The organism is Mycobacterium paraffinicum, from assembly GCF_025822865.1.
GTDB lineage: Bacteria > Actinomycetota > Actinomycetes > Mycobacteriales > Mycobacteriaceae > Mycobacterium > Mycobacterium paraffinicum.
The window spans coordinates 592,225-614,097 of record NZ_JACKUR010000021.1 but is presented as its reverse complement, the minus strand read 5'-3'; the positions used below and the strand labels follow the sequence as shown (position 1 = coordinate 614,097).

Genomic DNA, 21,873 nt, shown 5'->3' with positions numbered 1-21,873 from the left:
TCACCGATACTTGGAGTTTTCTCCCTTCCCTCATCCGACCACGCGCGGCAACACACTGGCGGGAGCCGGCATGGTGGCGCCGAATCCGCGCATCTCCATACCGCTGATCTGAGCCGCAGAGCTACTCCGGGGACTCAGCATTCGGGCCGCGGCGCCGGCACCCGCCAGTGGGGCCCCGGCCGGTGCGGCAGCCTCGGGAGTCGCCGCGGTCCAGCTCGGCGGCACCGAAAGACCGCCGATTCCAGTGGACTGGCCCATGACCGCCGACGGCATCAGCCGCGCCGGCGCGAGCCTCTGCGGTGTGTTCATCAGCGGCTGGGCGGGGATGAAACGTTCGGACATCGCCGCCGGGGCGTAGGCCCCGGACGCCGGGATGCCGGTGGCAAATCCCGCGTTGGATGCGGCCATCCCGCCCACCCCCGAAGTGGCGGCGCCGCCGCCCTGCCCGAACGGCATACCTAGCAAGTCGGAAAAGCTGCTGACCGCCGAGGGGAAGCTGCTGGCCAGCGATGACGTGGACGAATTGAGCGTTGACGGCAGCCCCATGGTCGCTTGGGTGGCCAATCCCTGCATGTTGGCCTCGCCCGCCGCCATCGCGCTGGCCGCGACCCCGCCGGGATTGGTGGTGGGCGGGGCGACCATCATCGGCGCCAGCATGGACGCCGCCGCCGAGGAGCCGGCGTAGGCGTACATGGCCATCGCGTCCTGGGCCCACATCTCGCCGTACTGCGCCTCGGTGGCCGCGATCGCCGCGGTGTTTTGACCCAGGAAGTTGGTGGCGACCAACATCATCAGCAACGAGCGGTTCGCCGCGATCACCGGCGGAGGCACGGTAGCCGCAAACGCCACCTCGTGCGCGACGGCGGCTGCGGTCGCCTGCATCCCCGCCTGCTCGGCCTGCGCCGCCGTGGCGTGCATCCAGGCCACGTAGGGGGATGCGGCGGCCGCCATCGCTTCCGACGACGAGCCCTGCCAGGCGGCATCGGTGAGTTCGAGGATCACCGTCCCGTAGCTCGTCGCGGCTGAACGCAGCTCCGCCGCCAGTCCCTCCCAGGCCATCGCAGCCGCCAGCATCGACGCTGGTCCCGGCCCCGCATACATCAGGCCGGAATTGATCTCCGGGGGCATCGCACCGAAATCCATGACTACCTTCCTTTTCTTTGGGTCGTTCGCTATGCCAGCGCCGGCAAGGGCTTCGGGCCGGCAGCAGCTTTGAGGGCCGCGCGCGTCTGCACGACGTGTTCGCCAGGCATGCCGGCTGGCAGGTGCATGGGGGCGACGTGTTCGGCGGGCAAGGCGGCCGCCAGCTGCATCCGGTGGATGGGCGCCGTCGGCGCCAGCTGAGAAGGCGAGACATGCTGGCCGGCACCTAAGTCGGCCCGCGCGACATGCTCCGCGGGCGCCGGGTGGGCGGGTGCCACGCGCTCGACATGCTGGGCCGGCGCCATGGGCGCCGGGTGGGCGACGGGCTCGACGGGAGCCGCCGGGTGGGCGCCATAGTTGCCGCGCCCGTACGGCGCCTGGTGGCGGCCGTAGTTCGCACCGGCATAGCCGCCGTGCTGCGGCGTCATGTGAGCGCCGTAGTTTGCACCGGCATAGCCGCCCTGCTGCGCTGTCATGTAACCGCCATAGCCACCGCCCCGATACGACCCCTCGCCCCCCGGCGTAGTGGCGACGGAGCCGACCGGAGTGCCGGGCACCGCCCGGCCGGGGACGTTCGGGGTCACGTGGCGAGGAGCAGCGGGCGAAACGTGAGCGGGCGCGGCGGGTGCCGGGCGAGCGGGCGCGACGGGGGCCATCCGCGCGGGGGCGACGTGGCCTCCCGCCATCTGCGTCCGGTTGGCGGCTTCGGTGGCGGCATACGAATCGGCGCTGAGTCCCAGGGCGCTGACGAACTGCTCGTGGATCATGCTGGCCTCGGCGCTGATCGCCTGATACTGCTGGCCGTAACCGGCGAAGGTGGCGGCGGTGGCCGCCGAGACCTCGTCGGCCGCCGCCGGGACCACTCCGGTAATCGAAAACGCGGCCGTGGAGTTTGCCGCGGTTACGGCCGAACCGATGGCCTGCAACTGGCCGGCCGCGCCTAGCAGCAGGTCCGGCAGCGTGGTCAGGAACGACATATGTCTTCTCCTAAATCTGGGGTGTCTCGTCGTGCTTCGGGAGACTATGTCATAAATCATGAATATCTGTCTAGTCTTGAGTAGATATTTCTTTTTTTCGTGCCTTGACTCGCATATCTGGATGCTTTGCCCGTCTTTCGGCACCGGGTTACTCTGGACGGATGCCACGCACGAATGCCGCAGGCTGGGGACTCAAGCGCCTGCTCGAGGCAACGCTGAACCGCGACATCACGGTCGAGCAGTTGCGCGACGCCTGCGGCGTCACCAAAGGACGCTGGTACGGGGGCGTCGGGCGCGCGAACGCGGACGACTTCCCCGATGCCGAGGAGGCCAGGCGCGCCGCGCACGCGTTCGGGCTCAGCGCCACCTGGCTACAGGTAGAACTGGGCCTGATCACTCCCGAAGATGTTCATGCGGCGTTGGGTGACGGGCAGTCGCTCGACCCGTTCCGCGCCACGACCCGGCAGCGAGTGTTGATGCCGAATCCCGCGGCGGAGACCTCGAGCGACTGAGTCGCGCCCGGGTGGCGCTGGTTGTCGGTGCCCGCACATATAGTCGAACACATGTTCGAATCATCGGCCACGCCCGCCGCCTTGGTGGAGCTGATCGAGTCGTCGCACCGGCAGGAATCCATGCTGGTGGCCCGCCGACTGGCCGCGGTAGCGGCGTTGCTGCGGCACCGGGTGGCCACCGCCGAGCGGCCCGAGCGGCCCCACGAATACGCGGCGATCGAAGGCTTCGAGCAGACCGCTGCCGAGGTCGCCGCCGCGATGAACCTTTCGCCGGTGGCGGCGAGCTATCTGGTGTCGTACGCGGAGGCGCTGGACACCAGGCTGCCCAAGGTTGCGGCCCTGCTCGCGGAGGGCCGGACGGACTGGCGGACCGTGCGCTTGATCATCAGCCGCAGTGATCTGGTGACCGATGAGGAGCTGATCACGAAGATCGACGGGTCGCTGGCCGAACGCATCGGCAGCTGGCACGGCTGGTCGAAGCAGCGCATCATCAACGCCGTCGACGCAACCGTGCGAGCCACCGACCCCGACGCAGCCCGTGAGCGCCGCCTTGCGGCCGAGAAAGACCGCCACATCGCAATCAGCACCAAAGAGGATGGGATGGCCGACATCTACGGGTCGGTCGCCGCCACGGCCGCAACCGTCTTTGATCGACGGCTCTCGCAGCTCGCCAAGCGGGTTTGCCCCTCGGACCCGCGGACACTGGATCAGCGCCGGGCCGACGCGCTGGCCGCGCTGGCCGAGGGCCGCGAGATGGCCTGCACCTGCGGGCAATCGGAGTGCCCATACCGGGTGGGTGACCATGTCGGGACGGGAGCGCGGGTGGTCATCAACGTGGTGGCCAGCGACCGGACCGTCCATGGCGAGGGCAATGAGCCCGGCTATCTGGAGGGTTACGGGGTCGTCGACGCCGAGCAGGTGCGCCGACTGGCCGCTGCCGCATCCTTACTCGTGGCCGATCCGGTGACCAGCCCGGTCGAGGCGCTGCGCTACCAACCATCCGCCGCCCTGGAGCGGGCCGTCCGGTGCCGCGATCTCACCTGCCGATTCCCCGGGTGCAGCCGGCCGGCCGTTGTCTGCGACCTCGACCACACCATTCCGTTCAACCACCGGAATCCGGCGGCGGGTGGGCGGACCGTCGCGGATAACCTCAAATGCCTTTGCCGACAACATCATCGCCTCAAGACCTTCGGCGGGTGGCGCGATAAGCAACTGGCCGACGGCACCGTCGTTTGGCAGTCCCCCACCGGGCGGACCTATCGCACCTCGCCCGCCGGCGCCGACCTCTTCCCCCAAACCCGCGGCCCGGCCTGCGCGGCACCCGCGCCCAGCAGAAGGAGCAGATCGCGGCAACGGAGCGCGCGGATCGCTCAGGCACGCAACCACAACCGGGTGCAGCGGCCGATCAACGAAGCGCGGCGAGCGTTGGAGGAGGCCCGCCAGCGAGAAATTTCGGCGCGCAAGTTCCGAAATCACATGCGCGACATGCTCTTTGCGTTCAAAGGCACACCGAGCACCAGCCCCTTCTGCACTTGGGTGAACGACCCCAAAGAACCCGAAGAACTACCGCCGGACTGGACTCCCGACGAACCAGCCCTCGACCCCTTGCCGGACGATCCGCCCTTCTGACGCGCACGGCGTGTGAGCCTCGAGTCAGCCTCCCGCGGGGGGTTGAGCAATGACCGTGGGCTTGAAGCCGTATCGCGGCGCGACGAAGTGGGCTGCTGCAGTGCGCCCCGCCCCACCGAAAGGCATCATCGGCACCCCACCAACCGCGTTCGTGGCAGGCCCGACGGCCCCTCCGGCCGTAAAGCCATTGACAGCCAAGGTAACCGGTGGCACTGCCGGGGTCGCGCTCGCCCATGCGGCCGGCACCGACAAGCCACCGATCGATGCGGCCTTGCCGACGGCTCCGCCAATCGAGCCGAGCGAACCCAGGCTGGCCCCTGGAATGACGGCGGGCAGAGCCGCTTCCGCGGCTTTGGCGGCCCCTTCGGCCGCGGACTTCGCGGCGGGCATCATGCCCTGGGCAATACCTTGGATGTCTTTGAACGAGGTGGTGAACAGCCGGGTCGGCGAAATCAATCGGATGAACGCGTCAAAGGGCGTACTGGCGTCCAGGGTTTGCGACCCGGTCAGACCCTCCAACAGGTCGCCCATCGGACCGCTGACGACAAGCCCGTCGCCCTCGGGGTTGAGGGCGACTCCGCCGAGGGAAAACGCGGGGTTGGGATTGTTCGCCGACCCGGCCAGCGACGACAACGCCTGGGGCACCGCGTCGAGCCCCTGCGTGCTGTTGCCTCCACCGCTGCCGGCCGCTTGGGCCACCGCGGCGGCCTGACTGGCGACCCCGGCCGGGTTGGTGCTGGGCGCCGCCGGTTCGAACGGTGCCAACGTCGACGCAGTGGCCGAGGTGCCGGCATATCCGTACATCGCGGCAGCGTCTTCGGCCCACATCTCGCCGTATTGCGCCTCGGTGGCCGCGATCGCCGCGGTGTTCTGCCCGAGGAAGTTCGTCGCCAGCAACTCGATCAACAGCGCCCGGTTAGCGGCGATCACCAACGGGGGGACTGTTTCGGCGAACGCCGCCTCGTATGCTCCCGCTGCCGCCACCGCTTGGGCGGCGGCATGTTCCGCCCGTCCCGCCGTGCCCTGTAGCCAGGCGACCTGCGGCAGGGCCGCGGTCAGCATGGATGACGCAGCCGGCCCCTGCCATGGTCCGTCGGTAAGGCCCGCGATCACCGAGCCGTAGGAGGATGCCGCGGAATGCAGCTCGGCGGCCAGTCCGTCCCAGGCCGCCGCGGCGGCCAGCAGCGGCCCCGAGCCGGGGCCCGCATACATCAGCGCGGAGTTGACCTCCGGCGGTAACTGCGCGAAATCCAGCATGTGTCCTCGCCTAACCGACCGCGGCCGTGTTGGCGATCTCCGTGGCGGCGTACGAGCCGGCGCTGATGCCAAGCGTGGTCGCCAACTGATCACGAACCGCGGCGGCTTCAGCGCTGATCTCCTGGAAGAGCTTTGCGTGCCAGGAGAACTGCGCCGCGGTCAGCATCGAAACCGCATCAGCGGCGGCGGGAACGACCCCGGTAGTCGGGCCTGCCACGGCCGAGTTCCCCTCGCGCACGGCCGCGTTGATGCTGTGCAGTTCGCCGGCGACCGCAGCCAGGATTTCCGGTTGCGCCATCAGATAAGACATTTCCCTCCTCTAATTCCCTTTGAGTCAACAGCTTTGAGCCCACATGCAGCACTGAGTCGGGCGCCTGGCCACGTTAGGTCAGCCCCTCCGGAGAAGACAGCCTCAGGCTCGCCAATTCATTACCGAGTCGATAACTGTTCACTTAGCTGGCAAGAAATCCTGCAACATTTGGATTCGATATGAAAGATATTGCAAACCAATATGTTTGGAGTCATATATGTACTTATATGTGCCCGCCAGTGAGTCGGAGAAGATTTGCCATCCAGCACCGGATCAATTGAATCTGTTGCACCACAAAATGATTCGAATCCTTCGGCCAGACGAACCGGCTTGCGGGGCCGGCCCGTAGCATCGGCGGGTCCCTTGCGGCTAGGGTGCCAGGCATGCCGGTCGCAAATAAAGCCCCGAGGTTTGCCCGCAGATTGATCGCCCTGGCCGTCGCCGGCTTGGCGGCCGCCATGCTGTCGGCCTGCGATTCGCCGCCTTCCGCGCCCGCACCCGGGGTCAATCCCCGTCAGGTCACGGTCTTCGGGTCAGGACAGGTCCAGGGCGTCCCCGACACCCTGACGGCCAATGTCGGCATCGAGTTCACGGCACCCGACGTGACCGCCGCGATGAACCAGACCAACGACCGTCAGCAAGCGGTCATCAACGCGCTGGTCGGCGCAGGCGTCGACCACAAAGACATCAGCACCACCGAGGTCACGCTGCAGCCGCAGTTCAGCAATCCCGGGCCCAACGGCACCGAGACCATCACCGGGTACCGCGCGACCAACGCCATCACGGTCAAGATCCACCCGCCCGACGCCGCGTCGCGGATGCTGGCCCTGATCGTCGGCACCGGCGGCGACGCCACCCGGATCAAGTCGGTCAGCTACTCCATCGCCGACGACTCGCAGCTGGTCAAGGATGCCCGCGCGCGGGCGTTCAACGACGCCAAGAATCGCGCCGAGCAGTACGCCCAGCTGTCCGGGCTCCGGCTCGGCAGGGTGCTGTCCATTTCGGAGGCGACGGAACCACCGCCCGGGGGACCACCCGCGCCGCCGAAGGCCATGCCGAGCATGGTCCCCCTGGAACCCGGGCAGCAGACGGTGAGCTTCTCGGTGACCGCGGTGTGGGAGTTGGACTAGCCCGACGGCGCCGACCCGCCGCGCCCGGCTCCGCCGCGCTTGCGATCGCCGCAAGCCCGACGGCGGCGACCCGCCGCGCCCGGCTCCGCCGCGCTTGCGATCGCCGCAAGCCCGACGGCGGCGACCCGCCGCCAAGCGACTACTGCTGGTACACCCTCGGGTCCAGGGTGCCGATGTACGACAGGTCGCGGTAGCGCTCGTCGTAGTCCAGGCCGTAGCCCACGACGAAGTCGTTCGGGATGTCGAAGCCCACGTAGGCGATGTCGACGTTGGCGCCCTTGGCATCGGGTTTGCGCAGCAGCGTGCAGACGCGCAGGGAACGCGGATGGCGGCTGGTCAGATTGCGCAGCAGCCACGACAGGGTCAGGCCCGAGTCGACGACGTCCTCGACGATCAGCACGTCGCGGCCCTGGATGTCGCGGTCCAAGTCCTTGAGGATTCGCACCACGCCCGACGACGACGTCGAGGTCCCGTAGGAGCTGACGGCCATGAACTCGAACTGGGTCGGCACCGGAATCGCCCGGGCCAGATCGGTGACAAAGATCACGGCGCCTTTGAGCACGGTGATCAGCAGCAGGTCCTGACCGGTCTCGGCCATGGCGTCGCGGTATTGCCCGCCGATCTCCTCGCCGAGTTCGGCGATCCGCGCCTGGATCTGCTCGGCAGTAAGCAGCACCGACTTGATGTCCCCCGGGTACAACTCCACGGGCTGGGCGGGGGTGATCGCCGAGGAGATCTGGGCCACGCCCACAGAGTGCCACGCCAACGGCCGAATAACCAACGGCGACCCCGGTATTGCGCCTATCTAACCGGTTCGCGCCACAGGGTGAGTACGCCGTCGCGCCGCCCCGCGATCAGCCGCTCGTCGCGCAGTGCGGACCCGACCGCCACCCCGCCCTGCCCGCGCCAGGCGGTGACAAGGGCGTCCACGGCGCGGATCTGCTTGTCGGTCAGGCCCGTTGCGCCGCCCGCCAGGAGCCAGCCACGGATAACCCGGCGCCGAACCGGGACGGGCAGCGCGGCCAGGGCCTGCGTCTGCAATCCCGCGCCCGCCTTCGCCTCGGGCAGCGCCTGGGCCGCGAGCGAGTCGATGAGCTCGGTGTCCTCCCGCAACGCCGTCGCCGTGCGGGCCAGCGCCTCGCCCACCCCGCCACCCAGCACATCCTCGAGCAGCGGCAGCACCTCCAGGCGCAGCCGGGTCCGGGTGAAGCGGTGGTCGGTGTTGTGCGGGTCCTGCCAGGCGGTCAGCCCCAGCTCGCGGCATACGTCGTGGGTCACGGCGCGCCGCACACCCAGCAGCGGCCGGCCCCAGGGCGGGTCGTACGGGCGCATCCCGGCGATCGACCGCACGCCCGACCCGCGGCCCAGCCCCAGCAGGACGGTCTCCGCCTGATCATCGAGCGTGTGGCCCAACAGCACCGGTCCGCCGTGGTACGCGCTCAGCGCCGCATATCGGGCGGCACGGGCGGCGGCCTCGGGACCGCCTTCGTTTCCGACGTGCACGCGAACGACTTGTGCCGCAACGCATCCCAAGCTGACGGCTTGCGCCCGGGCGGTTTCGGCGACCGCGGCGGAGTCGGGTTGCAGCCCATGATCGACGACCACGGCGGTGGTGGGCAGCAGCTGGGCCGCCACCGCCGTCAGCGCGAGGGAATCCGGGCCGCCGGACAGCGCCACGCACCATTGTTCGGCCGTGGCGACATGGGTCTGGATGAACGCCTCGACGGCAGCGCGCAGCTGCCCTACAGCACCCGGTCGATCCATCGCTGGGGTTCCTCGATTTCGGCGGGCAGGGGCAGCGTCTCGGGACCCGTCCAGATGGCGTTGAACCGCTCCATGCCGACCTTCCCCACCACGTGGTCGACGAACGCCTTGCCCCGCGTGTATTGGTTGAGCTTCTCGTCGAGCCCCAGCAGCGCGCGCAGCAGGCGCTGCAGCGGCGGTTGCTTGCGGTTGCGGCGCTCGTCGAATCGACGGCGGATGGTGGTCACCGACGGCACCACCATCGGCCCGACGGCATCCATCACGTGGTCGGCGTGGCCTTCGAGCAGCGTGCCGAGCACGAGCAGCTGATCGAGGGCCTGCCGCTGCGGCTCGGACTGCACCGCACGCACCAGACCGACGATTCCCGACGAGCTGCCATCCGCCGCCCCGTTGCCGCGGGTGCGGACGTACTCCGCCAGCCGGCTCGCCACCTGAGCGATGTCGTCACCGGCGTCCCGCGTCAACAGCGCCAAAGCGCGGGACATGTGCTTGGACAGCCACGGGTTGGCGGTGAACTGCACCCGGTGGGTCACCTCGTGCAGGCAGACCCACAACCGGAAGTCGGAGGGATCGACCCGGAGCTGCCGCTCGACGGCGATGACGTTCGGATACACCAGCAGCAGGCAGCCCTCTTTCGCGGCGGCGAACGGGTCGTACTGACCGAGGATTCCGGACGACACGAAAGCCAGCACGGCGCCCGTCTGCGCGCCGGTGACGCGGCCCGTCAGAAAGCCGCGCGGCTTCTCGGCCCCGTTCATCATCACCCGCATCGACTCGGCCGCCGCGCCGATCCATTCGGGGCGGTCGACGATGCGGGCGGCGGGCACGACACCGTTGGTGACCAGGCCCGTGACCTCGCGCACCGGCGGTTCGGCCTTGGCGGCCGAACTGGTGAGCTCGTCGATCACCTGACGCCGGGTGTATTCACTGGATGGCGGGCCGGGCCGGGCCAGCCGCTGCCCGACGGTGGCGGCGAAGCGCCAGTCGACGGCGGTACCGAGGGTCAGCTCAGAGGGCGCGCTCATGAGCAACCACACGACCAGAGCCGGCTCGCCAGGGCGTCCATCGCGTTGCGGCCGTTCGGGCCTGCGGCGTTCGAGATGAACGCGAACGTGAGTACCCGCCCGCTGCGGTCGGTGAGCACCCCGGCCAGGGCGTTGATGGCGGTCAGCGAGCCGGTCTTGGCGCGCAACCAGCCCGCCGGCCCCTGATTGGAGGCCGCGTCGGTGAAGCGGTCGGCCAGCGTCCCGCTACCGGCGGCGATCGGGAGCAGATCCAGCAGCGCCCGCAGGGTCGGCTGGTCGGGTCCGGCGGCGGCCTGCAGCACACCGTCGAGGGTCTTGGCGGTGAGCCGGTCGTCGACGGAGAGCCCGCTGGAATCCATCAGCGTGACGCCCCCGGTGTCGACGTGGGCGGTGCTCAACCGGTTCGTCACCGCGTCCGCCGCCCCGGCGAAGCTGCGCGGCCGGTTGATCGCGGCCGCCACCTCGCGGGCGATGCACTCGGCCATCACGTTGTCGGAGTGGTCCATCATCTCGGACAACCGCTGCACCAGCGGCGCCGATTGCACGACGGCGAGCTGCCGCGCCCCCGACGGCGCCGTCGCGATCGTCACGGCGCCGGGATCGAGGCCCAGCGCCTTGGCCAGCTCTCGCCCGGCGTCGAGCGCGGGGGTTCGCGACCGCCGGGAATTCACGGTGCTCGGCTGGATACGCCCGGCGTCGATCATCACCGACTCGATCGGCGCGATGTCGCCGTTGTCGACATCGGCGCCATCCCAGCCCTGCGCCATCGTCGGCCCGGTGAACGCCGAGGTATCCACCTGCACCGCGGTCGGCGTCACGCCGCTGCGGCGGATCTGCTCGACGAGGTCGCTGAGCCGGGCGGATCCGCGGTACCAGGTGTCCACGCCGGGAGGCGCCGCCGACAGCACCGGGTCGCCGGCCCCGACCAGCACGACGGGGCCCTGGGCGTTCTGGCTGCCGGCCACCACCCGCGTGCTGATCCGCGCCTGGTGGTCCAGGGTCAGCAGGGCTGCGGCCGCGGTCAGCACCTTGTTGGTCGACGCCGGCACCAGCGGCATGTCGCCGGCCACCTGCCAGAGCTCTTTCCCGGTCAGGGCGTCGGTGACCCGGGCGCCCAACCTGCCCAGGTTCGGATCGGCCGCCACGGGCGCCAGCGCGCCGGCCACCCCGGCCGGGCTCGGCGTCTCGGCGCTGTCACTGACCGGGATCATCCCCGGCTTGACCGTCGGCGCATGCGGGGGCGGTATCGGCGCGTGCGAGCTGTTGCCGCCGTGCCCCGCCGAAGTGAAAAACGTTGCCGCCGCCACCACGGCGGCGACAAACGCCAGCACGGCCAACCCGACGAACACGTGGGTGGATTTTTGCCAGCGAGTGGGACCCATCGCTCTCCTGACTGTCTGCGACCCATTCTGCCGAATCCGCCGCAAATGCCTCGACTAGGGTGATCCCCGACGCAAACGGACCACCGCGGTACGCCCAGATCTAAGGAGCACACAGTGCAATTCGACGTGACCATCGAGATTCCGAAGGGCCAGCGCAACAAGTACGAGGTCGACCACGAGACCGGCCGGGTGCGTCTGGACCGCTACCTCTACACCTCGCTGGCCTACCCCACCGACTACGGCTTCATCGAGGACACGCTGGGTGAGGACGGTGACCCACTGGACGCCATGGTGCTGCTGCCGCAGTCGGTGTTCCCCGGCGTGATCGTCGAGGCGCGCCCCGTGGGCATGTTCCGGATGGTCGACGAGGCCGGGGGCGACGACAAGGTGCTGTGCGTGCCGGCCGGCGACCATCGTTGGGACCACATCCAGGACATCGGCGACGTGCCCGAATTCGAACTGGACGTGATCAAGCACTTTTTCGAGCAGTACAAGGCGCTGGAACCGGGCAAGTTCGTCAAGACCGCCGACTGGGTCGGCCGCGCGGAGGCCGAAGCCGAGGTTCAGCGTTCGGTCGAGCGGTTCAAGTCGAACGGGCACTGACTGCTTACCTGCGGTAACGCTCGCGGCGTAACCGCACGCCGATTTCCGGTGGCATCCTGGCGATGTGACCCCGGTGTTGCATTTCGCCACCAATTTCTGGTGGCTGGTTTTTCCGCTGGGCGGTGCGATCGGCGGCGGCCTTCGGGCCATTGCCGCCGCGAACGAGCGCCGGGCCGAGCGCCGGCTGGAACGATATCGGCTGAAGCAGCAGGCCAAGATCGCGGTGGCCGAGGCGTCGGGACGGGCCCGGACGAACGAGGAAAGTGATCGGCGAGAGATCGCCAAACTCGTTGCGGCTCATGACCGTACCGACATCCGGTGGTTCGACTACGAAGTCGATATCGCGCGATTGCTGGATTTCCCGATGATGACCGATATGCGGGCCCCGCTGACCATCGCGTTCCATCGGGCGAAGCGGCACGCGGATTTGCTGCGGCCCGAGCCGCCCGAGAGCCTGGTCGGCAACCGGGACGCGTTGGTGGAATACCGCGACGCCGTCCACGAGTACATCAGTGCGTTCGAGATCGCCGAGGCCGAGGCGATTCGCCGGCGTCGCAGCGACTTCTCGGTGGACGAGCAGCAACGGATGGCGCGGGCCCAGAGCTTGTTGCACCTGGCGCAGGACGAGGCGGCCACCCGCGACGAACGACAGAATGCCTACGCGCGGGCGAGCAAGGAACTCGACGGTCTGATCGTGCTGCCGGCCCCCGCGAGGGCCGGAATCGAACGACGCATCGCGGGCCAGATCGAGGCCTAAGCCGGCGACGCGGCCTTCGCGTTGCGCCGATTGCGCAGCACGCTCCAGCTCAGCGCCGCGCCGATGAACACCACCCCCACCGACGCGGTGATCGCCTCGGGAACCTCGTATCGCGGGTTGACGGAGAGCAGCATGATCACGGCCAGCACCCCGATCGCCCAGTGTGCGCCGTGCTCCAGGTACACGTACCGGTCCAGCGCATCCTGCTTCACCAGGAAGATGGTGATGGACCGGACGAACATCGACCCCACCAGTCCGAGACCCAGCGCGATGACGATCGGGTCCGACGTGATCGCGAAGGCGCCGGTGACCCCGTCGAACGAGAAGGCGGCATCGAGGACCTCGAGATACAAGAACAACGTGAAGCCGGCCTTGCCGACCGCCGTGCCGGCCGACACCGCCTCGAGGTCCGGCGGGCGAAACGCCCGGCTGAGACCGTTGACGACCAGATAGGTCACCAGACCCAGCAGGCCCGCGGTAAGCACCGTCTGGCCTTCGTCGGTGGAGTGCGTCAGTCGCGTCCCGACGAGCACCAGCGCCACGACGGCCACCGCGACCGATACCTGGCCAAGCCGCCCGATGCGGGCGAAGGGAGCCTCAATCCACTTGAGCCATTTGATGTCTCGGTCGTAGACGATGAAGTCCAAGAACAGCATCAACAAAAACGTCCCACCGAACGCCGCGATCTGTGGGTGCGCGGCGACGATCAGCTTTTCGTAGCTCGGCGAGCCGTCGGGGAATTCCAGCGCGCCGTGCGGCGGGGGGTGCAGCGCCAACTCCATCGCCCGGACCGGATCGAGGCCCGCGGTCGCCCAAACGATCAGCAACGGGAAGATCAGCCGCATCCCGAACACCGCGATGAGAATCCCGACGGTCAGGAACATCTGCCGCCAGAACGGGCTCATCTGCTTCAGGATCGCGGCGTTGATGATGGCGTTGTCGAACGACAGCGATACCTCGAGGGTGGCCAGCACCAGCAGTAAAAAGAGGTCCTTCAGGCCGCCGTGGGCATACCCGACCGCGAGGGCCGCCACGCTGACCAACAGCGAGATTCCGAAGATGCGCAAGGCGGCCAAGGTGTCCTTTCCGACAGCCGCCCACGATAGCGAACCCCGGTCACCGTCGCCGACCAGCATCCACGGCCACTTACTATTTTCGAATTGTGGCCATGCCCGAAGTCGGCGGTACCCAAGCCTCCACTGGCGCCGGTCCGATCACGCGCGGCAGTGTGGCCCGGGTCGGGGCCGCGACGGCGGTCACCGGAGTGTGCGGCTACCTGGTGATATACCTGGCCGCCCGTGACCTGGCGCCGGGCGGCTTTTCGGTTTTCGGGGTCTTTTGGGGCGCTTTCGGCCTGGTCGCCGGCGCCGCTTTCGGACTGATGCAGGAGACCACCCGGGAGGTCCGCTCGAGCCGCCACCTCCCGGCGGCCCTGCCGGGCGGCGACGTACCGCGAACCCACCCGCTGCGGGTCGCCGCCCTGATCGGCGTGGGCGCGGCCGTCGTGATCGGCGGTAGCTCTCCGCTCTGGAGCGGGCGGGTGTTCGTCGAGCAGCGCTGGCTGTCGGTGGCGCTGCTCAGCGTCGGGCTGGCCGGGTTCTGCGTGCACGCCACCCTGCTGGGCATGCTGGCCGGCACCGATCGGTGGACCGGGTATGGGGCCCTGATGGTGACCGACGTGGTCATCCGGGTGACCGTCGCCGCGGTAGCCGTCGTGCTCGGCTGGGGCCTGGTCGGCTTCCTGTGGGCCACCGTCGCGGGCGCGGTCGCCTGGCTGATCATGCTGGTGGCCTCGCGGTCGGCGCGGGCCGCCGCCCGCCTGCTGACGCCCGGTAGTGCCCAGACCTTCCTGCGCGGGACTGCCCATTCGATCACCGCCGCGGGCGCGAGCGCGATTCTGGTCATGGGTTTTCCGGTGTTGCTGAAGCTGACCAGCAACGAGCTGGGGGCCGAAGGCGGGGTGATCATCCTCGCCGTGACGTTGACCCGGGCGCCGCTGCTGGTGCCGCTGACGGCCATGCAGGGCAATCTGATCGCGCATTTCGTCGACGCACGCAGCAATCGGGTTCGTGCCCTGGTCGCGCCGGCGGGGATCATCGGCGGCATCGGTGCGGTCGGCGTGGTGGCCGCCGGGGTCGTGGGCCCGTGGCTGCTGCGGGTGGGCTTCGGGGCGCAGTACCAGGCCAGCGGCGCGCTGCTGGCCTGGCTGACCGCCGCCGCGGTGGCTATCGCCATGCTGACACTCACCGGCGCCGGCGCGGTAGCGGCGGCGCTGCACCGGGCGTACTCGCTGGGCTGGGTCGGCGCGACGGTGGCGTCGGGGCTGCTGTTACTGCTGCCGCTGCCGCTGCAGACGCGGACCGTCGTCGGCCTGCTGTGCGGTCCGTTGGTGGGAATCGGTGTTCATCTGGTGGCGCTCTCGCGCGCCGAGCGCTTGACCGGCTGATCCTGGCTAACCTTGTGGGCTAGATGGTTACTGACTCCAAATACTCGGGCGCCTGGATCGTCATCCCCGCCTTCAACGAAGCCACCGTCATCGGCGAGGTGGTCGCCGATGTGCGCTCGATCTTCGACAATGTCGTCTGCGTGGACGACGGCAGCACCGACGGCACCGGCGAGGTCGCCAGGCGCGCCGGTGCTCATCTGGTGCGGCATCCGATCAACCTGGGCCAGGGCGCGGCCATCCAGACCGGCGTCGAGTACGCCCGCAAACAGCCTGGGGCGCAGGTGTTCGCCACGTTCGACGGCGACGGGCAGCACCGCGTCAAGGACCTGGCCGCGATGGTGGACCGGCTCTGCGCGGAGGACGTCGACGTGGTCATCGGGACGCGGTTCGGCGCGCCCGGCGGCACCCGGCCGCCGTTTGTGAAGCGGCTGGTGCTGCAGACCGCCGCGCGCCTGAGCCGTCGTGGCCGCCGACTTGGCCTGACCGACACCAACAATGGGCTGCGGGTCTTCAACAAGAAGGTTGCCGACGGGCTGGACATCACCATGAGCGGCATGAGCCACGCCAACGAGTTCATCATGCTGATCGCCGAAAACCATTGGCGCGTGGTCGAACAACCGGTCGAGGTGCTCTACACCGATTACTCCAAGTCGAAGGGGCAGCCGCTTCTCAACGGCGTCAACATCATCTTCGACGGGTTCCTGCGAGGGAGGATTCCGAGATGAAACGGATTGAAGAATGAACTGGATCCAGGTGCTGCTGATCGGATCGATCATCGCGCTGCTGGTCTATCTGCTGCGGTCGCGCCGGAACGCGCGGTCCCGGGCCTGGGTCAAGGTCGGCTACATCGTCTTCGTGCTGGCCGGTGTCTATGCCGTGCTGCGGCCCGACGACACCACGGTCGTGGCGCAGTGGTTCGGGGTGCGCCGCGGCACCGACCTGATGCTCTACGCGCTCGTGATGGCCTTCTGCTTCACCACGCTCAGCACGTACATGCGGTTCAAGGACCTGGAACTGCGCTACGCCCGGCTCGCCCGCGCCCTGGCGCTCGAGGGCGCGCAGGCGCCCGAACACAGCTAGACCTTCTGGCCGCTGCGGAAGTACTCGACCGTGCGGCGCACGCCGTCGTCGAGCCGGACCTGCGGCCGCCACCCCAAAACCCGTTCGGCCAAACCGATGTCGAGGCACGACCGCCTCAGGTCGCCCAGGCGGTCCGGATGAAACTCCGGGTCGTCGGGCCCCCCGACCGCCGCGGCCACCGCCGAATGCAGTTGCCGGTCTGAGGTTTCCAGTCCGGTGCCGATGTTGAACCGCTGCCCGCCGCCCGCCTCCCCGGCGGCCTTGACGAAGGCGTCCACCACGTCGTCGACGAACACGTAGTCGCGGGTCTTGCTGCCGTCGCCGAACACCTTGGTGGGCTTACCCGAGAGCAGCGCCTGGGCGAAGATCGCCACGACACCGGCTTCGCCGTGCGGGTCCTGCCGCGGTCCATAGACGTTGGCCGGGGCGATGTGCGAGCAGTCCAGGTCGTAGAGGTGCCGGAAGGTGTTCAGGTAGATCTCGCCGGCCACTTTTCCGGCCGCGTACGGCGAGGCCGGGTCGGTCGGCACGGTCTCGGGGGTCGGGTACACCGGCGGGGTGCCGTAGATGGATCCGCCCGACGAGGTGTGCACGACCTTGCGCACGCCCGTCCGCCGCGCCGCCTCGGCGAGGCGCACCGTGCCGATCACGTTGACCGAGGCGTCGAATTGCGGGTCGGCCACCGAGTGCCGCACGTCGATCTGGGCCGCCAGGTGGAACACCACCTCGGGCCGGTGCTCGTCGAGGATGGCCTGTAGATCGGCGGTGACGATGTCCGCCTCGACGAAGACGTACGCGGGGTTGTCGGCCAGGTGCTCGAGGTTGGTCGCGCGGCCGGTGGCGAAGTTGTCCAGCCCCACCACGGTGTGGCCGTCGGCCAGCAGACGGTCGACTAGCGTCGACCCGATGAATCCGGCTGCCCCGGTAACCAGTGCGCGCACCGGCCCACCATACATACCGGCCCTGGCCGCCGCGCTAATCGTCGCTGCGCTGGGCATACGCGCGGTGCTGGCGTTCGGGGGTTACTTCTACTGGGACGACCTGATCCTCATCGGGAAGGCCGGCACCCACAACCTGCTCTCGCCGGCGTACCTGTTCGACGACCACGACGGCCACGTCATGCCGGCCGCCTTCCTGCTCGGCGGCGCCATCGTCCGGCTGGCCCCGCTGAACTGGACCGGGCCGGCGATCAGCCTGCTGGTGCTGCAGCTGCTGGCCTCGCTGGCGCTGCTGCGCGCCCTGTACGTCATCCTCGGCCGGCGGCCGGTGCTGCTGGTCCCGCTGACCTTCGCGCTGTTCACCCCGCTGGCGGTGCCGGGGTTCGCGTGGTGGGCGGCGGCGCTGAACTCACTGCCGATGCTGGCAGCGCTGGCATGGGTGTGCGCCGACGCGATCCTGCTGGTGCGGACGGGCAACCAGCGCTATGCGATGACCGGGACGCTGGCCTACTTCGGTGGGCTGCTGTTCTTCGAGAAGGCGGCGGTCATCCCGTTCGTCGCGTTCGCGGTGGTAGCGCTGCTGCGCCACGTCGACGGGGATCGGGCGGCGCTGCTCACGGTGTGGCGCGCCGGGCGTCGGCTATGGGTCGCGACGCTGGCGCTCACCGCGGGCTGGATCGCGCTCTACCTGGCCGTGGTCAACCAAGGGCGGTGGAGCTCGGACCTGGCGATGACGGCGGACCTGCTGGCGCGATCGGTCACGCACGGCATCGTCCCCGGGCTGGCCGGCGGCCCGTGGCACTGGGACCGGTGGGCGCCGGCCTCGCCGTGGGCCACGCCCCCGCCACTCGTGATGGCGCTCGGCTGGCTGGTGCTGGGCGGTACCGTGGCGGTCTCACTTGTGCGCAAGCAGCGCATTGGACCGGTGTGGCTGACCGCGGCCGGCTACGCGGTCGCCTGCCAGGTGCCGATCTATCTGATGCGCTCGTCGAAGCTGACCGCGCTGGAACTCGCCCAAACCCTGCGCTATTTCCCGGATCTCGTCTTCGTGTTGGCGCTGCTGGCGGCCGTCGCGTTCTGCGCGCCGAACCGGCCCGCCGCGCCGCGCTGGCTGGACGCCTCGCCCGGACGCACCGCTGTGACGCTGGGTGTGACGGCGTTGTTCGTGGCCAGCAGCCTGTATTCGACGTCGACCTTTTTGACCAGCTGGCGGGACAACCCGGCCCAGGGTTATCTACAGAACGCCCGGGCCGATCTGGCCGCGGCCCACGCTGCCTCCACGGCGCCGCTGCTGGACCAGGAGGTCGATCCGCTGGTGCTGCAACGGGTGGCGGCGCCGGAGAACCTGGCCAGCCACCTGTTCGCCCTGCTGCACGACCGGCCCGAATTCGCCTCCGCCACAACCCAATTGCGGATGCTGGACAGCTCGGGCCGACTGGTCAAGGCGCGGGTGACCTGGGTGCGGACCATCGTGCCCGGACCCATGCCGCAATGCGGCTACTTCGCGCAGCCGGACAAGCCGGCACGCCTGGTCCTGGACGGCCCGCTGCTGCCCGCCGACTGGAGCGTCGAGCTCAACTACCTGGCCAACAGCGAGGGAACGATGACGCTCGCGCTGACGCAGGGACCCGACGTCAAGGTCCCCGTGCATCCGGGGCTCAACCGGGTCTTCGCGCGGCTGCCCGGCGCCGGGGACGCGATCACCGTGCGCGCCAACACCACCGCGCTGGCGTTGTGCGTCGCGTCGGGTCCGGTCGGGTTCCTGGCGCCGGCCTAGCCGGACGTCGAGTAGAGAATCGTGGAGCCGCCTGGGGGAATCGAACCCCCGACCTATTCATTACGAGTGAATCGCTCTACCGACTGAGCTAAGGCGGCACACCCTCACGCCGGGCGGCACGAGTCTACGGCAGGCGGGCGGGCACCCCCAAGTTAGTCGCGCAGTTCCTGGCCAAAGGTGGCCACCATGGCGTCGACGGCGAACTTGGGCTTGACGTTGATCGCCAACGCCTCGCGGCACTCCAGCACCGCCTCGATGCAGCGCAGCAACCGTTGCGGCGGGGCGTGGGCGGCCAGCGCCGCCACCCGATCGGCCATATCCGGATGATTCGGCCGCACCGAACCCGCGCCCGCCGAAACCATGAGCGCGTCCCGGAAATAGTTCGCCAAGTCGATCAGCGCCCGATCCAGCGCGTCGCGTGAGGCCCGGGTCTGACGCGACTTCTGCCGCCGTTCGAGGTCTTTCATCGCGCCCGTGGCGCCCCGCATCGCCCCGGCGGTGCCCTTGCCGGTGCCGCCGGCGCCCAGCGCCGTCCGCAACTCCTCGGTTTCGGCCTCCGCGCGGTCGGCCGTGAGCACCAAGGCCTCGGCTTCGGCCGCGGCCACCAGCTCCTCGGCGGCGGCGTAGGCCCGCGACGGCGTCGCGGCGTCGCGCACCAGCGCCAGCGCCCGCTCGCGGCGTTCCCGGGCTTCGGAATCGGTGGCCAGCCGCCGCGCCCGGCCCACGTGGCCGCCGCTGACCGATGCCGCCCAGTTCGCGGTGTCCGGAGTCAGGCCGTCGCTGTCGATCAGGACACGCGCGATCGCGTCGGTCGGCGGGGTGACCAGCGCGACGTGCCGGCAGCGCGAACGCAGCGTGATGGCGATGTCCTCGGGATCCACCGACGGCGCGCACAGCAGGAACACGGTCGACGGCGGCGGCTCCTCGACGACCTTGAGCAGCGCGTTGGCGGCGCCCTCGGTAAGCCGGTCGGCGTCCTCGATCACCACGATCTGCCGGTGCCCGGTGGCCGGACGTCGCGACGCGATCTGCACGATGGCGCGCATCTCGTCCACCCCGATGGACAGCCCTTCGGGGATCACCCGGCGCACGTCGGAGTGGGTGCCGGCCATGGTAGTCGTGCACGCCCGGCATTGCCCGCACCCCGGTTCCCCATCGGAGGTGCACTGCAGCGCGGCGGCGAAGCACAGCGCCGCGACCGAGCGCCCCGACCCGGGGGGCCCCGTGATCAGCCATGCATGTGTCATAGTCCCGGCGCCCGCATCGCTGTGAACCAGATCACCGCGGGCCGCCCTGGCGGCGGCGAGCAGCTCGGCCGTCACCACGTCCTGGCCTACCAGCCGCGTAAACACCCCGGACATCACCGGCAACAGTAGCCACCGCCGCCGACATATACCGATCGGCCACCGTATTGGGACAATCCCGTTACATTTCGGCTCTTTTCGGCGCGAACGGGTGCGCGTCGAGATCGTTGTAAGTTTCCGACAAGTCCGTGCTGACCGATACGGTGGGATCGTGGCAACAGCGGGAGCACTGCCCGGGCGGATCAGCGCATTCGTCCGGTGGGTGGTGCGTACCCCGTGGCCGTTGTTCTCGCTGAGCATGCTGCAGGCCGACATCATCGGCGCCCTCTTCGTGCTGGGCTTCCTGCGCTACGCCCTCCCCCCCGAGGATCGCATCCAGTTGCAGGATCTGCCGGTCCTGAACTTGGCGCTCTTCGGGACCGCGCTGGTGGTGTTGTTCCTGGCCGGCTGGATGGTCAACCTGAAGCTGCTGATGCCGGTCTTCCGCTGGCAGCGCCGCGACAACCTGCTCGCCGAGGCCGACCCGGCCGCCACCGAGCTGGCGCGCAGCCGCGCCCTGCGGATGCCCTTCTATCGCACGCTGATCAGCATGGCGGCCTGGGGCATCGGCGGGGTGGTGTTCATCATCGCCAGCTGGTCGGTGGCCCGGTTCGCCGCGCCCGTCGTCGCCGTCGCCACCGGGCTCGGCGCCGCGGCGACCGCGATCATCGGCTACCTGCAGTCCGAGCGGGTGCTGCGGCCGGTGGCCGTGGCGGCCCTGCGCAGCGGCGTGCCCGAGAACGTGCAGGCGCCGGGCGTCATCCTGCGGCAGATCCTGACGTGGATGCTGTCCACCGCCGTCCCGGTGCTGGCCATCGTGCTGGCGGTGATGGCGGACAAGGCGTCCCTGCTGCACGCCACGCCGGAGAAGCTGTTCACCCCGATCCTGTTGCTGGCGCTGGCGGCGTTGGGCATCGGCTTCGTCAGCACCCTGCTGGTGGCCATGTCGATCGCCGACCCGCTGCGCCAGCTGCGCTGGGCGCTGTCCGAGGTGCAGCGCGGAAACTACAACGCGCACATGCAGATCTACGACGCCAGCGAGCTGGGTCTGCTGCAGGCCGGCTTCAACGACATGGTGCGTGACCTGTCCGAGCGGCAGCGGCTGCGCGACCTGTTCGGTCGCTACGTCGGTGAAGACGTCGCCCGCCGCGCCCTGGAACGCGGCACCGAGCTGGGCGGTCAGGAGCGCCACGTCGCGGTGCTGTTCGTCGACCTGGTCGGTTCCACCAAGCTGGCCGCGACCCGCCCGCCCGCCGAGGTGGTCCACCTGCTCAACGAGTTCTTCCGCGTGGTGGTCGAAACCGTGGGCCGGCACGGCGGTTTCGTCAACAAGTTCCAGGGCGACGCCGCCCTGGCCATCTTCGGTGCGCCGATCGAACACCCCGACGCGTCGGGCGGCGCGCTCGCCGCGGCACGCGAGCTGCACGACGAGCTGCTCCCGGTGATCGGCTCGGCGGAGTTCGGGATCGGCGTCTCGGCGGGCAGGGCGATCGCCGGGCACATCGGCGCGCAGGCGCGCTTCGAATACACCGTGATCGGCGACCCGGTCAACGAGGCCGCCCGGCTGACCGAGCTGGCCAAACTCGAGTCCGGCCACGTGCTGGCGTCGGCGATCGCCGTCAGCGGGGCGCTGGATGCCGAGGCGTTGTGCTGGGACGTGGGCGAAGTGGTCGAGCTGCGGGGCCGCACCGCCCCCACGCAGCTGGCCCGGCCGGTCAAGCTGGCGGGCACCACGGACTCCCAGCCCGTGCGGGCCCCCGAAGAGGTGCACAGCGAGTCGATCGGTCCGGGCTACTAGGC

Annotated in this window: 20 protein-coding genes, 1 tRNA gene and 1 pseudogene; 10 read left to right on the top strand and 12 right to left on the bottom strand. The window is 69.4% G+C overall.

The window, feature by feature from the left end; all coding sequences use genetic code 11:
• Positions 1-30 precede the first annotated feature (30 nt).
• Both H7J89_RS25645 and H7J89_RS25745 read right to left on the bottom strand, forming a co-directional pair.
• Positions 31-1,143 (bottom strand): PPE family protein, encoded by a 1,113-nt coding sequence (locus H7J89_RS25645; RefSeq protein ID WP_276041908.1) that lies wholly within the window; start codon positions 1,141-1,143, stop codon positions 31-33.
• A gap of 695 nt (positions 1,144-1,838) precedes the next feature.
• A pseudogene (locus H7J89_RS25745) lies at positions 1,839-2,120 on the bottom strand (PE family protein); the annotation flags it as partial.
• Between the two features lie 161 nt (positions 2,121-2,281).
• On the opposite strand from H7J89_RS25745, the gene H7J89_RS11415 reads away from it, so the two are divergent.
• Both H7J89_RS11415 and H7J89_RS11410 read left to right on the top strand, forming a co-directional pair.
• Positions 2,282-2,632 (top strand): hypothetical protein, encoded by a 351-nt coding sequence (locus tag H7J89_RS11415; RefSeq protein WP_264043495.1) that lies wholly within the window; start codon positions 2,282-2,284, stop codon positions 2,630-2,632.
• Positions 2,633-2,683: 51 nt separating this feature from the next.
• Positions 2,684-4,261 carry an HNH endonuclease signature motif containing protein gene (locus tag H7J89_RS11410; RefSeq protein WP_264043492.1) on the top strand — a complete coding sequence of 526 codons (1,578 nt, stop codon included), beginning with the start codon at positions 2,684-2,686 and terminating at the stop codon, positions 4,259-4,261.
• A gap of 24 nt (positions 4,262-4,285) precedes the next feature.
• Here H7J89_RS11410 and H7J89_RS11405 read toward each other — a convergent pair whose 3' ends face one another.
• Positions 4,286-5,518 carry a PPE family protein gene (locus H7J89_RS11405; protein WP_264043490.1) on the bottom strand — a complete coding sequence of 411 codons (1,233 nt, stop codon included), beginning with the start codon at positions 5,516-5,518 and terminating at the stop codon, positions 4,286-4,288.
• 10 nt (positions 5,519-5,528) lie between these two features.
• Positions 5,529-5,828, bottom strand: a complete 300-nt coding sequence (locus H7J89_RS11400; RefSeq protein WP_264043488.1) for a PE family protein — start codon at positions 5,826-5,828, stop codon at positions 5,529-5,531.
• A gap of 383 nt (positions 5,829-6,211) precedes the next feature.
• On the opposite strand from H7J89_RS11400, the gene H7J89_RS11395 reads away from it, so the two are divergent.
• Positions 6,212-6,958, top strand: a complete 747-nt coding sequence (locus tag H7J89_RS11395; protein WP_264043486.1) for an SIMPL domain-containing protein — start codon at positions 6,212-6,214, stop codon at positions 6,956-6,958.
• A gap of 139 nt (positions 6,959-7,097) precedes the next feature.
• On the opposite strand, the gene hpt is transcribed toward H7J89_RS11395, so the two are convergent.
• From hpt to dacB, 4 genes are read right to left on the bottom strand one after another with little or no spacing between them, the layout of a single operon-like run.
• Complete coding sequence (gene hpt, locus H7J89_RS11390; RefSeq protein ID WP_264043835.1) at positions 7,098-7,709, bottom strand: hypoxanthine phosphoribosyltransferase; 612 nt, start codon at positions 7,707-7,709, stop codon at positions 7,098-7,100.
• A 50-nt stretch (positions 7,710-7,759) separates the two neighbouring features.
• Entirely contained in the window at positions 7,760-8,722 is a 963-nt protein-coding gene (gene tilS / locus H7J89_RS11385; RefSeq protein WP_264043484.1) for a tRNA lysidine(34) synthetase TilS, read from the bottom strand.
• On the bottom strand, positions 8,701-9,747 hold the full coding sequence (locus H7J89_RS11380) for an Rv3626c family coenzyme F420 biosynthesis-associated protein (RefSeq protein ID WP_264043482.1): 1,047 nt from the start codon (positions 9,745-9,747) through the stop codon (positions 8,701-8,703). The genes tilS and H7J89_RS11380 overlap by 22 nt, the downstream gene beginning before the upstream one ends.
• Positions 9,744-11,129 carry a D-alanyl-D-alanine carboxypeptidase/D-alanyl-D-alanine endopeptidase gene (dacB, locus tag H7J89_RS11375; protein ID WP_264043480.1) on the bottom strand — a complete coding sequence of 462 codons (1,386 nt, stop codon included), beginning with the start codon at positions 11,127-11,129 and terminating at the stop codon, positions 9,744-9,746. The genes H7J89_RS11380 and dacB overlap by 4 nt, the downstream gene beginning before the upstream one ends.
• A gap of 114 nt (positions 11,130-11,243) precedes the next feature.
• Here dacB and H7J89_RS11370 point away from each other — a divergent pair, with 114 nt between their 5' ends.
• Positions 11,244-11,732, top strand: a complete 489-nt coding sequence (locus tag H7J89_RS11370; RefSeq protein ID WP_066955591.1) for an inorganic diphosphatase — start codon at positions 11,244-11,246, stop codon at positions 11,730-11,732.
• A 64-nt stretch (positions 11,733-11,796) separates the two neighbouring features.
• Entirely contained in the window at positions 11,797-12,489 is a 693-nt protein-coding gene (locus H7J89_RS11365; RefSeq protein ID WP_264043477.1) for a hypothetical protein, read from the top strand.
• On the opposite strand, the gene H7J89_RS11360 is transcribed toward H7J89_RS11365, so the two are convergent.
• Positions 12,486-13,565, bottom strand: a complete 1,080-nt coding sequence (locus H7J89_RS11360; RefSeq protein ID WP_264043832.1) for a DUF475 domain-containing protein — start codon at positions 13,563-13,565, stop codon at positions 12,486-12,488. The two genes, H7J89_RS11365 and H7J89_RS11360, sit on opposite strands and share 4 nt — an antisense overlap.
• 92 nt (positions 13,566-13,657) lie before the next feature.
• Between H7J89_RS11360 and H7J89_RS11355 the strand changes: the two genes are divergently transcribed.
• The 3 genes from H7J89_RS11355 to H7J89_RS11345 are packed head-to-tail and all read left to right on the top strand — an operon-like array spanning position 13,658 to position 16,015.
• Positions 13,658-14,935, top strand: coding sequence for a hypothetical protein (locus H7J89_RS11355; RefSeq protein ID WP_264043830.1), 1,278 nt, complete (start codon positions 13,658-13,660; stop codon positions 14,933-14,935).
• 23 nt (positions 14,936-14,958) lie between these two features.
• Positions 14,959-15,660, top strand: coding sequence for a polyprenyl-phospho-N-acetylgalactosaminyl synthase PpgS (gene ppgS / locus H7J89_RS11350; protein WP_264043474.1), 702 nt, complete (start codon positions 14,959-14,961; stop codon positions 15,658-15,660).
• A gap of 13 nt (positions 15,661-15,673) precedes the next feature.
• The gene (locus H7J89_RS11345) at positions 15,674-16,015 is read left to right on the top strand and encodes a DUF2304 domain-containing protein (protein WP_066955604.1); all 342 of its coding nucleotides are present in this window, start codon (positions 15,674-15,676) and stop codon (positions 16,013-16,015) included.
• Here the strand turns inward: H7J89_RS11345 and H7J89_RS11340 are convergent.
• Positions 16,012-16,956: an NAD-dependent epimerase/dehydratase family protein gene (locus H7J89_RS11340; protein ID WP_264043471.1), complete on the bottom strand. Its 945-nt coding sequence runs from the start codon at positions 16,954-16,956 to the stop codon at positions 16,012-16,014. The two genes, H7J89_RS11345 and H7J89_RS11340, sit on opposite strands and share 4 nt — an antisense overlap.
• Here H7J89_RS11340 and H7J89_RS11335 point away from each other — a divergent pair.
• Positions 16,922-18,730, top strand: a complete 1,809-nt coding sequence (locus H7J89_RS11335; protein ID WP_264043469.1) for a hypothetical protein — start codon at positions 16,922-16,924, stop codon at positions 18,728-18,730. The genes H7J89_RS11340 and H7J89_RS11335 overlap by 35 nt on opposite strands.
• Before the next feature lie 22 nt (positions 18,731-18,752).
• Here H7J89_RS11335 and H7J89_RS11330 read toward each other — a convergent pair.
• Positions 18,753-18,828 (bottom strand) — tRNA-Thr (locus H7J89_RS11330).
• 54 nt (positions 18,829-18,882) lie between these two features.
• Positions 18,883-20,091, bottom strand: coding sequence for a DNA polymerase III subunit delta' (locus H7J89_RS11325; protein WP_264043467.1), 1,209 nt, complete (start codon positions 20,089-20,091; stop codon positions 18,883-18,885).
• A 94-nt stretch (positions 20,092-20,185) separates the two neighbouring features.
• On the opposite strand from H7J89_RS11325, the gene H7J89_RS11320 reads away from it, so the two are divergent.
• Positions 20,186-21,871, top strand: a complete 1,686-nt coding sequence (locus H7J89_RS11320) for an adenylate/guanylate cyclase domain-containing protein (protein ID WP_264043465.1) — start codon at positions 20,186-20,188, stop codon at positions 21,869-21,871.
• The last annotated feature ends 2 nt before the right edge of the window (positions 21,872-21,873 follow it).